The 14,032-nt window shown below is 59.3% G+C and carries 11 protein-coding genes; 6 read left to right on the forward strand and 5 right to left on the reverse strand.

What is annotated here, in order from left to right:
- Window positions 1-80: 80 nt before the first annotated feature.
- From B5M41_RS17235 to B5M41_RS17255, 5 genes are all read left to right on the forward strand, one after another.
- Window positions 81-893 carry an IclR family transcriptional regulator gene (locus B5M41_RS17235; protein ID WP_134652976.1) on the forward strand — a complete coding sequence of 271 codons (813 nt, stop codon included), beginning with the start codon at window positions 81-83 and terminating at the stop codon, window positions 891-893.
- Window positions 894-1,449: 556 nt separating this feature from the next.
- Window positions 1,450-2,595, forward strand: a complete 1,146-nt coding sequence (locus B5M41_RS17240; protein ID WP_134652978.1) for an FAD-dependent oxidoreductase — start codon at window positions 1,450-1,452, stop codon at window positions 2,593-2,595.
- Window positions 2,596-2,771: 176 nt separating this feature from the next.
- Window positions 2,772-4,253 carry an NAD-dependent succinate-semialdehyde dehydrogenase gene (locus B5M41_RS17245; RefSeq protein ID WP_134652980.1) on the forward strand — a complete coding sequence of 494 codons (1,482 nt, stop codon included), beginning with the start codon at window positions 2,772-2,774 and terminating at the stop codon, window positions 4,251-4,253.
- 89 nt (window positions 4,254-4,342) lie between these two features.
- Entirely contained in the window at window positions 4,343-6,634 is a 2,292-nt protein-coding gene (locus B5M41_RS17250) for an FdhF/YdeP family oxidoreductase (protein ID WP_134652982.1), read from the forward strand.
- Window positions 6,631-6,927, forward strand: coding sequence for a hypothetical protein (locus B5M41_RS17255; protein WP_134652984.1), 297 nt, complete (start codon window positions 6,631-6,633; stop codon window positions 6,925-6,927). The genes B5M41_RS17250 and B5M41_RS17255 overlap by 4 nt, the downstream gene beginning before the upstream one ends.
- 15 nt (window positions 6,928-6,942) lie before the next feature.
- On the opposite strand, the gene folD is transcribed toward B5M41_RS17255, so the two are convergent.
- Genes folD through B5M41_RS17280 form a run of 5 tightly spaced genes read right to left on the reverse strand, consistent with a single transcriptional unit; the run spans window position 6,943 to window position 12,923 of the window.
- Window positions 6,943-7,842, reverse strand: coding sequence for a bifunctional methylenetetrahydrofolate dehydrogenase/methenyltetrahydrofolate cyclohydrolase FolD (gene folD / locus B5M41_RS17260; protein ID WP_134652986.1), 900 nt, complete (start codon window positions 7,840-7,842; stop codon window positions 6,943-6,945).
- Window positions 7,843-7,867: 25 nt separating this feature from the next.
- Window positions 7,868-8,398 carry a sarcosine oxidase subunit gamma family protein gene (locus B5M41_RS17265; RefSeq protein WP_134652988.1) on the reverse strand — a complete coding sequence of 177 codons (531 nt, stop codon included), beginning with the start codon at window positions 8,396-8,398 and terminating at the stop codon, window positions 7,868-7,870.
- A gap of 16 nt (window positions 8,399-8,414) precedes the next feature.
- Complete coding sequence (locus tag B5M41_RS17270; protein WP_230640180.1) at window positions 8,415-11,381, reverse strand: sarcosine oxidase subunit alpha; 2,967 nt, start codon at window positions 11,379-11,381, stop codon at window positions 8,415-8,417.
- Window positions 11,378-11,650: a sarcosine oxidase subunit delta gene (locus B5M41_RS17275; protein WP_134653075.1), complete on the reverse strand. Its 273-nt coding sequence runs from the start codon at window positions 11,648-11,650 to the stop codon at window positions 11,378-11,380. Before B5M41_RS17275 ends, B5M41_RS17270 begins: the two co-directional genes overlap by 4 nt.
- Before the next feature lie 22 nt (window positions 11,651-11,672).
- Window positions 11,673-12,923 carry a sarcosine oxidase subunit beta family protein gene (locus B5M41_RS17280; RefSeq protein ID WP_134653077.1) on the reverse strand — a complete coding sequence of 417 codons (1,251 nt, stop codon included), beginning with the start codon at window positions 12,921-12,923 and terminating at the stop codon, window positions 11,673-11,675.
- 90 nt (window positions 12,924-13,013) lie between these two features.
- Between B5M41_RS17280 and B5M41_RS17285 the strand changes: the two genes are divergently transcribed.
- Window positions 13,014-13,988, forward strand: coding sequence for a GlxA family transcriptional regulator (locus B5M41_RS17285; protein WP_134653079.1), 975 nt, complete (start codon window positions 13,014-13,016; stop codon window positions 13,986-13,988).
- Window positions 13,989-14,032: the final 44 nt, after the last annotated feature.

The raw sequence follows: 14,032 nt of genomic DNA on the forward strand, positions 1-14,032 counted from the left end.
GGATCGCTGTCAACGCCTAGAAAGAAACTTTCTTGGCGGTGAAAGCCGCGCGGAAGCAGGATCAGCGTCAGGGAACGGGTATGGCTGTCACGAAAACTGAAGAAACTGGTGCATCGGATCGGAATTTACCGCTGGAGCGCTACTTCCGCGTGCTGGAATTGTTGGCGGCATACCCGCAAGGATTGGCGCTCAACGATCTCGTCGTCATGATGATGTTGCCGAAGGGGACGATCCACAGGCTGCTTTCCGCCATGCAACGGACGAATCTCGTCACGGTTGGAAGCGGCACCCGTGCGCGATACACCCTCTCTGCGCGCGTCCAGCGCCTCGGACGACTTGCCGTCGATCCGGATGTCGTTGCGACACTCGCCAAGCCGCTCCTGCAGGATTTCAGCGAAAAGGTGGGTGAGACCTGTTATCTCTGCCGGCTGGAAGGCACGGTGATCCAGTCCATTTCGATCTCCTCTCCCGAGGACACCTGGACAGGCTACGTTCTGCCCGGAAAAACGCTGCAACCGCATGCGACGGCCGCCGGCAAGGCCATCATGGCCTATCAGCCGCCGGAAACTGTCGACGCGGCAATTGCCGCCGGCCTGCCGGCCCTCTGCAGTCGAACCATCACCGACCGGGAAACACTTCTGTCAGAGTATGCCAAGGTTCGGGAACAGGGATATGCGACCTGCATTCAGGAAGTCGTGCCCGAGCTTTCGGCCTTTGCCATGCCGATTGAGGTCGACGGCATCGGCGTCCGGTTCAGCGTCGGCATGCTGGGGCCGCATTCGCGCATGACCGTCCGCATGGAAAAGGACCTGGCCGGAGAATTCTCCGCGCTTGCAAACGCGATCCGCGCTCTTTTGAACGGGCAGTCCACCGAGCGGCTCGGCGCATTCTGAGCCGATCACCGTGCCGTATAGTCGGATGCGGCTGGACGGCCGCCCCTCAATAGATGACTCTTAACCGCCCCGACGGAGCCCATCTCGGCCGGAATGCGGACTGTCGTGCGGAAAAGTCCGAAGGCTGCGCCCATATTGGTTCCCATCACGAGGCACAGATCGCATCGTCGGTCTCGACCACCCGCGACCGGAAGAATGCCGGCACAACTCACGAACCCGTCATCCTGTCGACCGGGCATCAAACGCGGCAAGCTCCTTCCCGAGGTAGAAGCGCCGAAATCCAGCGCCATGACCGAGTCAATGGAAGAGGGTTCCAGTTACCCATTGATGGAGCGCACCTTCGCGGAAATGAACAGGAAATGGTCGACGCTCCCTCAACGAGCCTGCCTAAATTGGCTTCATAAGATGAAATTCGGCTCAAAATGTCGAAAACAGGCAACTTTACGAATCAAATAATCGAATTGCGGAAAAAATAAATTGATAAATGACGAAATAGGGAATATTGGATGGGGTTATGGAAATACGAGTTTCCCTTCACTGAGCGAGAGGTACTGGGATGAGTGGGCAGAAGCATGCAGAAATTGCTGGGGGCGGAATTGGGGGGTTGACCGCAGCCCTATCTCTTGCTCGTCGTGGCTGGAGCGTTCGCGTTCACGAACGCGCCAAGGAACTTAGAGAGATCGGCGCCGGGCTCTTCGTCTGGGAAAATGCCCTCCGGACCCTTGAGGCGCTCGGAGCCTATGATGAAGTGGCATCGACGGGGGAGTGGAACAAGAGCTGGCAAATCCGCGACCATCGCAATCGCGTGTTGCAATCTGATTGGCTGATGAAAGATAGCCGACTGATCACCGCAGAGAGACAAGCGCTGCATATGGCCATCGCCAACCAGGCTATGCGTGCCGGCGTCGAGATTTGCACCAATGCAGAGGTGGTCGGGGCGAGTTCAGACGGCTATCTGGAGTTGGCGACCGGCACGAAGCATAAAGCTGATTTGGTGTTGGGAGTAGAAGGTGTAACCTCGCGCGTCCGTGACCAGATGCCTGGCCAAAAGAATATCGAGCGGCTCTACGATGGCGGAGCCCGGTATTTGATCCGTCGCAACGAAAATGACCTTGAAGTTCTAAACAGTTCGATAGAGTGCTGGAACGGTGGACGACGTGTCGGCGTGATCCCGGTCAGCAAAGAGCATATCTATCTTTATCTTTGCTGCCCAATCGCTGACAAGAAAGGCGCGGAAACTCCTCCGAACATCGATAGTTGGGTGAAGTCGTTTCCACAACTCGAGACGTACCTGCGACGCCTTACTGATAATGGCAAGTTCGTGGAGTTCCGGGACATTCGATGCGAAAAGTGGCATCACGGCCGGATGGCAATTCTCGGGGATGCGGCGCACGCAATGTCACCGAATCTGGGGCAGGCGGCCTGTGTCACGATGCAGTCCGCTTACATGCTTGCTCGATGTGTCGATGAAGCACCATCCGTACATCAGGGCCTCAGGGACTGGGAAACCAAATTCCGTCCGGTTGTCGATGCCACTCAGCGTCTATCCAGGTTCTACGGCCGAGTAGGAACCCGGTGGCCAGTTGTTCTGCAAGATGCGCGTTCGCTCATGATTGCGGCGATGGGCCGATCTGCCAAACTTCAGCATCGTATTAATGTCGCAGTGCGGACAGATGTGACGGCCTTGGCGCCGGTGCTGTAACCCAGGAAATGACCTAAGGATTGAATGGCCGGTGTAACCGGCCATTCGGCACATTGACTGAACTTATCTTTGCGATCTCACGCATCGCAATCCATGCGCCGGCAGGTTTTGTTACTGCCTCGCTGTGAATGCAAACCACTTCGATTTCGAATCCTCATCTAACGCGACGGATCAATATGCCCATCTCAAAGACACTCCTTTCGAAACTGAATGACGAAAGTCTTGTTGTGAGTTCCGCGTATATCGGGGGGGTGTGGATTGATGAAGCGGAGAGCAGAAAGAGGTTTGATGTTTTCAATCCGTCAACGGGAGATCTGTTGGCATCGCTGCCTGATCTGAGTCGAACCGAAGCAAAGCGTGCCATTTCAATTGCCAGCGTTCAGCAGAAGAGCTGGGCGAAAATGAGTGCGAAAGAACGATCCTCTATCCTGAAAAACCTGTTCAGTCTCATCGTCGCAAATGCCGATGACCTGGCAACGATCTTAACTTCGGAAATGGGAAAACCATTTCCCGAAGCAAAGGGCGAGGTATTGTACGGCGCATCGTATATAGAGTGGTTTGCGGAAGAAGCGAAACGTATCTATGGCGATACCATCCCCGGTCACCAGCGAGACAAACGCATCATCGTCATCAAGCAGCCAATCGGTGTTGTTGCTGCGATTACTCCTTGGAATTTCCCAAACGCAATGCTCGCCAGAAAGCTTGCGCCAGCTTTGGCGGCGGGGTGTGCGATGGTTTCTCGACCAGCGACTGAAACTCCGCTCTCTGCGATAGCATTGGCAGTTCTCGCAGAACGTGCTGGCGTACCTCCAGGCCTCCTAAGCGTTATCACCTCGACAGCATCATCCGAGATCGGGAAGGAATTCACCGAAAACAGTTTGGTGAGGAAACTGACGTTCACCGGTTCGACCGCGGTTGGAAAGATTTTAATGAGGCAGGGTTCCGAGCAAATTATGAAACTGGGCCTCGAACTAGGTGGGAACGCGCCATTCATCGTCTTTGAAGACGCTGATCTCGATGCTGCAGTGGAAGGCGCGATGGTTTCCAAATATCGCAACAACGGTCAGACCTGCGTGTGCGCCAACCGTCTTTACGTGCAAGCGGCCGTGTATGATGCCTTCGCAGAAAAGCTTGCAGCTAGGGTATCGACCCTCAAGGTTGGCGATGGGTTCGAGCAGGACGTCGCAGCCGGGCCGCTGATTACGGTTAAGGCGGTAGAAAAGGTCGAGGAACATATCGCCGACGCACTGGAAAAGGGTGCAAGAATCGCCGTCGGAGGAAAGCTAGACGAAAGAGGCGGTCTGTTCTTCCAGCCGACGGTACTGACAGGTGTCACGTCTGAAATGAAAGTTGCGCGCGAGGAAACGTTTGGTCCCGTTGCGCCGCTGTTCAAATTCGAGACTGAGGACGATGTTATCGAGCTTGCGAACGACACAGAGTTCGGTCTTGCGTCATATTTCTACGCGAAAGATATGTCCCGTGTGTTTCGAGTGGCGGAGGCGCTCGAATACGGAATGGTGGGTATCAACACCGGACTAATCTCTACAGAAGTCGCTCCTTTTGGCGGGACAAAGCAATCGGGACAGGGGCGGGAAGGTTCAAAATATGGCATCGATGACTACGTTGAGCTCAAGTACCTTTGCCTCGACGTAAACTGATAGCTAAGTTTAAGCGCAATATCGATGGATTTGCCGATCGAGCCAGAGTTGATGCTCTGGAGCGCGCGTGAAATACGAACGCGAAGTTGATGGACAAGACATTCATTGGCAAGAGATCCTCTGCCGCCGGAGGCTGGGGAGCCCTGAAAAGCTGCGGCAAGCGATTGCTGCAAAGCGGCGGGCCGATTTCCGGCGCGCGTACCATGCTCAAGGCCAACCAGCCTGACGGCTTCGATTGTCCCGGATGCGCCTGGGGCGATCCGGCCCATGGCTCGTCTTTCGAATTTTGCGAGAACGGCGTCAAGGCCGTCGCCTGGGAGGCGACCGAAAAACGCGCCACGCCGGATCTCTTCGAACGAAACACCGTCAGCGAGCTTCGTCGCCTCACCGATTTCGAGCTGGAGCTGCATGGCCGCCTGACGCATCCGCTGCGCTACGATGCCCAAAGCGACCGCTATCTGGCCGTCAGCTGGGAGGATGCTTTTGCCGAGATCGGCGCGATCCTCAACAGCTTCGATCATCCCGACCGGGCGGAATTCTACACGTCGGGACGCGCCAGCAACGAGGCAGCCTACCTCTATCAGTTGTTCGTGCGGCTCTACGGCACCAACAATTTCCCCGATTGCTCGAACATGTGCCACGAGGCGAGCGGTGTCGCGCTTCGCCAGGCGATCGGGATCGGCAAGGGCACCGTCTTGCTGGAGGATTTCGAGAAGGCGGATGCCATTTTCGTCATCGGCCAGAATCCGGGCACCAATCATCCGCGCATGCTAGGCGACCTGCGCCGCGCCGCCATACGCGGCGCTCGCATCGTGGTATTCAATCCCGTCCGTGAAAAGGGTCTGGAGCGCTTCTCCGATCCGCAGGACAAGATCGAAATGCTGCGCGGCGGCTCGACGGATATTGCCAGCCATTATTTCCAGCCCCGCCTCGGCGGAGACATGGCAGCCGTGCGCGGCATGGCGAAGGCCGTGTTCTCCGCCGAGGCGGCAGCGCTTACCGCCGGCAATCCGTCCGTTCTCGACCATGCTTTCCTGGCGGAGCATTGCAGCGGCTTCGAAGACTACCGTGCCAGCGTCGAAGCGACCGGCTGGTCGGAGATCGAAGATCAGTCCGGCCTGACGCGCGAAGATTTAGAGCGCGCCGCCGCCGTCTACATGGCGGCCGAGCGGGTCATCTGCACCTGGGCCATGGGCGTCACGCAGCATGTGCATTCGGTGGCAACGATCCGGGAAATCGCTAATTTCATGTTCCTGCGTGGCAATGTCGGCAAACCCGGTGCCGGCCTGTGTCCGGTTCGCGGCCATTCCAATGTCCAGGGCGACAGGACTGTGGGGATCAACGAGAAGCCGCCGGCGGCCTTTCTCGACGCCCTGGAAAAGCAGTTCGGCGTTACGATGCCGCGCCGGGAAGGACATAACGTGCTGGCCGCCATCGGCGCCATGCTCGATGGCTCGGCGCAGGCTTTCATCGGCCTCGGCGGCAATTTCGCCCGCGCGACGCCTGACAGCGCGTTGGTCGAAAAGGCGCTTCGGCGGCTGAAACTGACGATGAACATTGCCACCAAGCCCAATCATTCACATCTTATGCCTGGCGAGGCCTCCTTCATCCTGCCCTGCCTCGGACGAACGGAGATGGACCTCAACACCGGCGGACAGTCGCAACTGATCAGCGTCGAGGATTCGATGAGCATGGTGCACGGCTCTGCTGGCATCAATCGTCCGGCATCGCCGCATCTTCTGTCCGAAGTGGCCATTATCGCCGGCATCGCCCAGGCGACGGTCGGCTCGTCCGTGGTGGACTGGGAGGAACTGGCCGAGGATTACGATCTTATCCGCGACCATATCGAAGCGACAATCCCCGGCTTCGAGGATTATAATGCGAGATTGCGCAAGCCGCGCGGCTTCCTCCTGCGCAATTCCGCGTCGCATCGGGAGTGGGATACGACATCGGGCAAGGCGTCGTTTGCGGCTGCCGCCCTACCGGCGGAAACACCGCATCAGCAGGCTCGGAAATCGAAGGGCCGCTTCGCTCTCCAGACCTTCCGCTCCCACGATCAGTACAATACGACCGTCTACGGGCTGGATGATCGTTATCGCGGCGTTTACGGTGAGCGGCATGTCATCTTCATCCACCCCGACGATCTGAAGGATATGAATGCCGCTGCCGGCGATCGCGTGGATGTGATCGGCGAATATGACGATGGCGTCGAGCGGGTTGCGCGCAGCTTCCGCTTCGTGCCTTACGACATTCCGCGTGGCAGCGTCGCGGGCTATTATCCCGAACTAAACATATTGGTGCCGCTGGGCAGTGCCGGCGAAGAAAGCGATACTCCTACGTCGAAATCTATCATGGTATCCTTCAGAACAGAGGCTGCGTGAGCAACGGGCCGATAGACGCCAGTCGCTTTCTGTCGCTCGTTGAGGCAGCCCAAATCGGCGACATAAGCCTCAACGCGGTTCAAGCCGCCATACTCGTGGCAGCCAAGATCGGCATTGCTCACGATAGTCGTAGCTTTGCGCGGATCTTCGATATTGAACATGCCCTGGGGCTGCGCGATCTGCAGGCTCTCATGGATCGGGGTGGCATTGTGACAGTGCTGTCGCGCGATGCGAGAACACTTCGCACACACTACAAAGCCGTGAGCAAAAAGCGTTGCCGCGCTTTGCTCTGACTTTTGCAATACTGCTCAAAAGACTGGCCGCGGAAGGCCTAGTTGCTGCGATGCGGCAATCACCGTATTGGCCATCAGCATAGCAATCGTCATCGGCCCGACACCGCCGGGAACCGGCGTGATCACTCCGGCAGTCTCTGCGCATGCACCGAAATCCACGTCGCCGACGAGTTTCGTCTTGCCTTCGCCGCGTTCAGGTGCGGCCACACGATTGATACCGACATCGATGACCGTGGCACCCGGATTGATCCAGTCCTGCTTGACCATTTCGGCACGGCCGACGGCGGCGACGAGGATATCGGCCTTCCGGCAGATGCCGGCCAGATCCTTTGTTCGCGAATGTGCGATCGTCACCGTGGCATTGGCGTTGAGCAGCAATTGCCCCATCGGTTTGCCGAACAGGTTGGAGCGGCCGATGACGACTGCATTGAGGCCGGAGAGATCCGGGCCGTGGATGCCAGCCAACAGCGCCATAGCGCCAGCCGGCGTGCAGGAAATCAGGCCGGTCGCGAGATCGCCGGTCGCCAGCTTGCCAGCGTTGACTACGTGCAGGCCATCCACGTCCTTTTCCGGGCTGATCGCCTGTATTACCTGTTCGGAGTTCAGATGGCCGGGCAGGGGCAGTTGAACCAGAATACCGTGGATCGTCTCTTGGCGATTCAACTCTTCCAAGAGTGCCAACAGTGCCTTCTGGCTTGTTTGTTCCGGCAGCGTATGCTGCACTGACACGAAACCGCATTCCTTGGCCATTCGGCCCTTGGCGCCGACATACGCGTGGCTTGCTGGATCGTCTCCGACGATGACGACGGCCAACCCAGCCTTAAGTCCGCCGACGGCCTCCAGCGCCTCGTGGGCAACCTTGATCGACGCGATAACCGAAGCGGCCACCGCCTTTCCATCGATGATAGTCGTCATGATTGTTTATCCTTGGCTTAGTCGATCAACTGAATTCGAGGCTCATCTGGGCGAGTTCGTCCCATAGACTTTCAGCGAAGCCGCGCAATACGATCAGTTCAAAGGCATCTTCGCCAATGCGCGTCACATGTGCAGATATATGGCCAAACAAAGTCGTCGTCGCATGGCCGACAGGGAAGACCGCGATATCCAGATCGACGGCGGTGCCCTTGGAAAGAACTCGAGCCGCCATCTTCCCCTTGACGATAATACGTACTCGACCATGGCTCTGATCGACTATATCCGCCTGCGGCTTCAATGTCGCGCTGAGCGCGGCAAGATCGGCATGGGCGAGGGCTGTATCGCCGACAGCGAACCACTGGCCGGTAGTAAGCGGGCGGAGTTCAAGGCCTGCGGCCATAAGATCGGCGGCTAAGCGAACCGCATCGCCCATTGTGGGGTCGACAAGAAGATGCAGCAGCGTGCCCTCTGGCTGCGCTTCGACGCTGATGCCCTTGCGGGAAACGGCCGCTCGGCCGCCCAGCGCGGGGCTAAGAGTGACGCGGAACTCCGACATTGTGCACCTCCCGGCTTCAGATATGTAGTTTTTCATTGGTGGGATCGAAGAAGACGGGGCTGACGAGACGGCCGGGCGTGAACTCTCCACGCAACCCGTTCCAGATCATCACCTCTTCGCCGTGCCGCTCCGGTCCGCGCCGCACCAGCGCCAGCCCGATGGCGGAGCCGACATGCGGTGAATAGCAGCTGGAAGTGACATAGCCCTGATCGTTTTCCAGCGTCGCTTCGGCGCCCTTGGCGAGGATATGCGAACCGCTGCGGAAGCTCGTCGCCGGATCGATCGGCACGACACCGACCAGTTGCAGGCGCTCGGACGAATGAAGACCCTCGCGGGCCAGCATTCGTTTGCCGATGAAATCGGCTTTGCTGGCGGAGACCATCTTGCCGAAACCGAGATCAGAAGGCACGACCGTGCCGTTGATCTCGTTGTGGGTAACATGGCCCTTCTCAATGCGCAGCACCGAAAGCGCCTCGACGCCGTAGGGCTGGATGCCGTGCGCGCTGCCGGCCTCCATGAACGCGTCGGCCACCGCCTCGCCATAGCTGGCAGGCACTGCCAACTCATAGGCCAGTTCACCGGAAAACGAGATGCGGAACAGGCGGCCATGCACCTGCCCGCCGAACAGCGAGACCTCGGCCGCACCCAGGAATGGGAAGGCCTCGTTGGAAATATCCGCATCGACGATACGTTCGAGAATCGTGCGTGCCTTCGGGCCGACGATCGCCATCTGCGCCCATTGATCGGTGACGGAAGCCAGACGTACGTCGAGATCCGGCCACAGCGCCTGGGCGCAGAATTCCAGATGGTTCATTACCCCGGCCGCATAAGCCGTCGTGGTCGTCATAAAGTAGCGGTTCTCTTCGAGACGGCTCGTGGTGCCGTCGTCGTAGATCATGCCATCCTCACGCAGCATCAGCCCGTAACGGGCCTTGCCAACCGGCAGTTTCAGGAAGGCGTTGCAATAGACGCGGTTGAGGAATTCGGCGGCGTCCTTCCCAGTGATCTCGATCTTGCCGAGCATGCTAACATCACAGAGACCGGCATTGATGCGGGCGTTTTTGACCTCGCGGTCGACGCTTTCGCGCCAGCCGGTCTCGCCGGAACGCTGGAACCAGGCGGAGCGATACCAGAGGCCAGTTTCGACAAAGGTCGCGCCGTTCTTCTTCGCCCAGTCATGCAGCGGCGATTTGCGCACCGGTTGGAAATGCTTGCCATGCGAGACGCCCGTGAGCGCCCCGAAGGACACCGGCGTATAGAAGGGGCGGAAGGTGGTGGTGCCGACTTGCGCCGGCGAGATGCCGCGCGCTTCAGCGAGAATGGCGATGGCGTTGACGTTGGAGAGCTTGCCCTGATCGGTTGCCATGCCGGAGGTTGTGTAGCGTTTGGCAAGCTCCACATGGCCGTAGCCTTCCCGCACGGCCAGTCCAAGATCCTTGCGATGGACGTCGTTCTGGTAGTCGACAAAAGCCTTGCCGCGCACGCCGGGAATGATCTTGAAGGCCGCGGGGGCGGCGTTTACGATGTCGCCCGAAATCTCTGGCAAGGTCGGCGCATGGCCGTCGAAGCCTAGCACCGCCGCCAGCGCCAGGCCCTTGGCCGCGCCATCCTCCAAGCAGGCGGCGAGACCATCGATACCGGCGCAAGCACCTGCCAGCGCAAGCCCGTTCAACCCATCGGGCGCCATGAAGGCGGACTTCTCGTCCGACCATTGCGGCTTGCCGCCGCGATGGCAGGCGAGATGGATGATGGGGCTGAAGCCACCCGACATTGCGAGCGCGTCGACGTCGAGCTTTTCCGTGTGGCCGTTCTGCCAGATGCTGATCGAGGAGAGTGCTTTACCGCCATGAGCGTCGGACACGTAGCCGCCCCGGATCATCCGGGCCTTGCCGGTATAACCCTCGATCCGTGCATCGGCCCGACCGTCGATAATGGCAACGGGCACGATGCCCGCCTTTTCGAGATCGCCGGCCAGCGCATAGGCACTATCGTTGTTGGTGACGATCGCCACGCGGCGGCCGGGGGCCACGCCATAGCGGTTGAGATAACTGCGCATCGCGCCCGCCAGCATCACACCGGGAATGTCGTTGCCGCCGAAGACGAGCGGGCGTTCTTCCGCGCCGGTGGCCAGAAGCGCCTGCTTGGCAGCGATGCGCCACATTCGTTCAACGGGCAAGTGTGTCGCAGGGATCTCGACATGCTTCTGCACCCGTTCGACTGCGCCGAAGACATTGCCATCATACCAGCCGAATACGGTGGTGCGGGGCATGATCGTGACATTCGGCAAGGAAGCAAGCTCGGCCAGCGTTTGGGCAAGGAAATCGGAGGCGGAGTTGCCGCTGACCGCCGCGGTTTCCGACAATAGACCCCCGCCTGCCCGCGAATGTTCATCGGCAAGAATAACCTTTGCGCCGGCTCGACCGGCGGCGAGCGCTGCGGCAAGGCCGGTGGCGCCGGCGCCGACGACCAGGAGGTCGCAATGCGCCCAGATCTTCTCATAACCATCCGGATCAGCCTGATATGTGGCCTTTCCCAGGCCGGCGGCGCGGCGGATGACCGGCTCGTAGAACCGTTCCCAAAGGCCCGCCGGCCACATAAAGGTCTTGTAGTAGAAGCCAGCACTGAGGAACGGCGACAGCAGGCCGTTGACCGAACCGATGTCGAAATCGAGCGAAGGCCAGCAGTTCTGGCTCTTCGCTTCCAGCCCCTGATAAAGCTCCTGCATGGTGGCGCGGGTATTGGGCTCGGTGCGCCCATCGCGGCCGATGGTCATCAGCGCGTTCGGCTCGGCGGCGCCTGCGGTCAGGATGCCTCGCGGGCGATGATACTTGAAGCTGCGGCCGACGAGCAACCGGCCATTCGCCAGCAGCGCCGAGGCAAGGCTGTCGCCGACAAAGCCGTTCAAGCGCTGGCCGTCGAAGGAGAAGGAGAGGGGGCTCGACCTATCGATCAGGCCGCCGGAGGAAAGACGATAGGGAGTCATGCGGTTACCTCGCCGCGTTCGGCGGCATCGTGGCATTGGAAAATCTCGTGGGTGGCGGTGTCGCGTGTCACCACCAGCCAGCGCCGGCAGCCGGATGTGTGGTGCCAGTATTCCTGATAGGCGCCACGCGGATTGTCGCGCAGATACACATAGTCGAACCACACGTCCTGTGCGGCATCCACTGCGGGACGGGTAAGGGCCGCGCCCTTGACGGTGAATTCTTCCTTCGGTCTTTTGCCGCAATGCGGGCAGGTGACGAGGCTGGCCATTTCGGTATCCTTGTCCGGCAGATCAGTGGAGGTTGGGCTGGGCACCCTGGCCCTTTTCGTCGAGCATGTAGCCGCGCTCGAACCTGTCGAGGCGCATCTGCCGCGTGGTCGGGTGCGATGCGTCCTTCGCGAGAAGGTGCGCGAAGCAGAAGCCGGAGGCAGGCGTCGCCTTGAAACCGCCATAGCACCAGCCAGCATTGAGATAGAGATTCCCGACCGGCGTCTTGTCGATGATCGGCGTACCGTCCATAGACATGTCCATGATGCCGCCCCAGGAGCGCAGCACGCGGACGCGCGACAGCGCCGGGATCATCGCCTTGCCGGCCTCAGCGACATGCTCCACCGTAGCGAGATTGCCGCGCTGGGCATAGGAGTTGTAGCCGTCGATATCCCCACCGAAGACGAGGCCGCCCTTATCGGACTGCGAGACGTAGAAATGTCCCGCACCAAAGGTGACTACATTGTCGATGAAGGGCTTGAGACCCTCGGAGACGAAGGCCTGAAGCACATGGCTTTCCAGCGGTAGCTTCATCCCGGCCATCTCCGCCACGCGGGAGGAATTGCCGGCCGCGGCGAGCGCCAGCTTTCCGCAGGAGATGAAGCCTTTGGTGGTTTCGACGCCAATCGCACGGCCGTTCTCACGGCGGATGCCGGTGACTTCACAATTCTGGATGATGTCGACGCCGCGCTGATCAGCACCGCGGGCATAGCCCCAGGCGACGGCGTCATGGCGCACCGTGCCGCCGCGCCTCTGCATCAAGCCGCCCTGAACCGGGAAGCGAGCATTGTCGAAGTCGAGGAAGGGCAGCATGGCCTTGATCTGTTCACGATCTAGCAGATCGGCATCGACGCCGTGCAGGCGCATGGCATTGCCGCGCCGGGTAAAGGCGTCGCGCTGCGCATCCGTGTGATATAGATTGATGACTCCACGCTGCGACACCATCGCGTTGAAATTAAAGTCCTGCTCAAGCCCTTCCCACAGCTTCATCGACAACTCGTAGAAGGGATTGTTCCCTTCCAGCAGGTAGTTGGAGCGGATGATGGTCGTGTTGCGGCCGACGTTGCCCGCGCCGATATAGGCCTTCTCCAGCACCGCGACATTGGTGATGCCGAATTCCTTGGCGAGATAGTAGGCCGTCGCCAGCCCGTGCCCACCGCCGCCGACGATGATCACGTCGTAATGCGCTTTGGGCTGAGGCTGGCGCCAGGCAGCGCCCCAGGAAGTGTTGCCCTTGAGGGCGTTCAGAAAGATGGAAAGCGCGGAATATCGCATTTGCAGGTCCTCAAGTATGTGACGATCAGCCTATCGGCGACCTAGCGGACTGACTTGCACAAGGAAGACGAAATGGAATAAAAACGAGACATGAAGGCAATCGACGCTAGAAAGACCCAGAGGATAGGTTTCCTGCTCGTTCCAAATTTCGCGCTGATGTCTTTTGCATCGGCGGCAGAACCGTTGCGAGCGGCAAATCTTATCGCCGGCACCGAGCTTTATGAAGCAATGTACCTCTCTGTCGATGGAAGAGAGGTGACCAGTTCGTCAGGTCTGTCGGTTGAATGCTCCGACTTGGCGAGTTTTGGCATATCGTGTCATACGATTTTTGTATGTGCGGGTGGCGGTCCCAGGGACTGGGCCTCGGCTGAACCGGCACATGCCACTTTACGACGACTGGCACGGCAGGGTGTTAGAATCGGCGGCATCTCAAGCGGCGCGTATGTCTTGGCGGCAGCAGGGCTTCTAGATAATCGAGATTTCACCATTCACTGGGAGCATGCAGACGTACTGCGTGAAGCATTCCCCCATTTAGTACCGCGCCATGCGCGCTTCGTTTTCGATGGCGATCGAGTTACCTGCGCGGGCGGCATTGCTCCACTCGACATGATGCACGCGATGGTCGCGGAGCGAATGGGGTCGCATTTCGCTCGACGCGTTAGCGACTGGTTCCTCCACTCTGAGGTTGCGGAGCCCGGCGCTCCGCAGCGAGGCTCAGCGCCCGAACGCTTTGGAACTCATCACCCTGCTCTGCTGGTGGTGCTTGAGAAAATGGAGTCGTCGATCGAGCGTCCTCTTGGCCGTAGCGAGATGAGTAAACTTGCCGGCGTTAGCATGCGGCATCTCGATCGCCTCTTCCTGGAGAGCATGAGGATGGGTTTTCTCGAGACCTACCGTAACATTCGTCTCGACCATGGCCGCCGGCTACTGGAGCAAAGCCCGCTATCGATCTCCGAGGTTGCTTTCGCGACAGGGTTCTCAAGTGCCGGACACTTTTCCCGAACGTTCAAGGCTAGGTTCGGCTTAACGCCGAATTCGCTACGATCGAAGATTTCCTCCAGGTAGGGGGGTCTTGTAATGAATTTAACTGAGATTATGAGAGAGGTGTG

The sequence above is a fragment of the Shinella sumterensis genome, from assembly GCF_004514425.2.
Taxonomy (GTDB): Bacteria; Pseudomonadota; Alphaproteobacteria; order Rhizobiales; family Rhizobiaceae; genus Shinella; species Shinella sumterensis.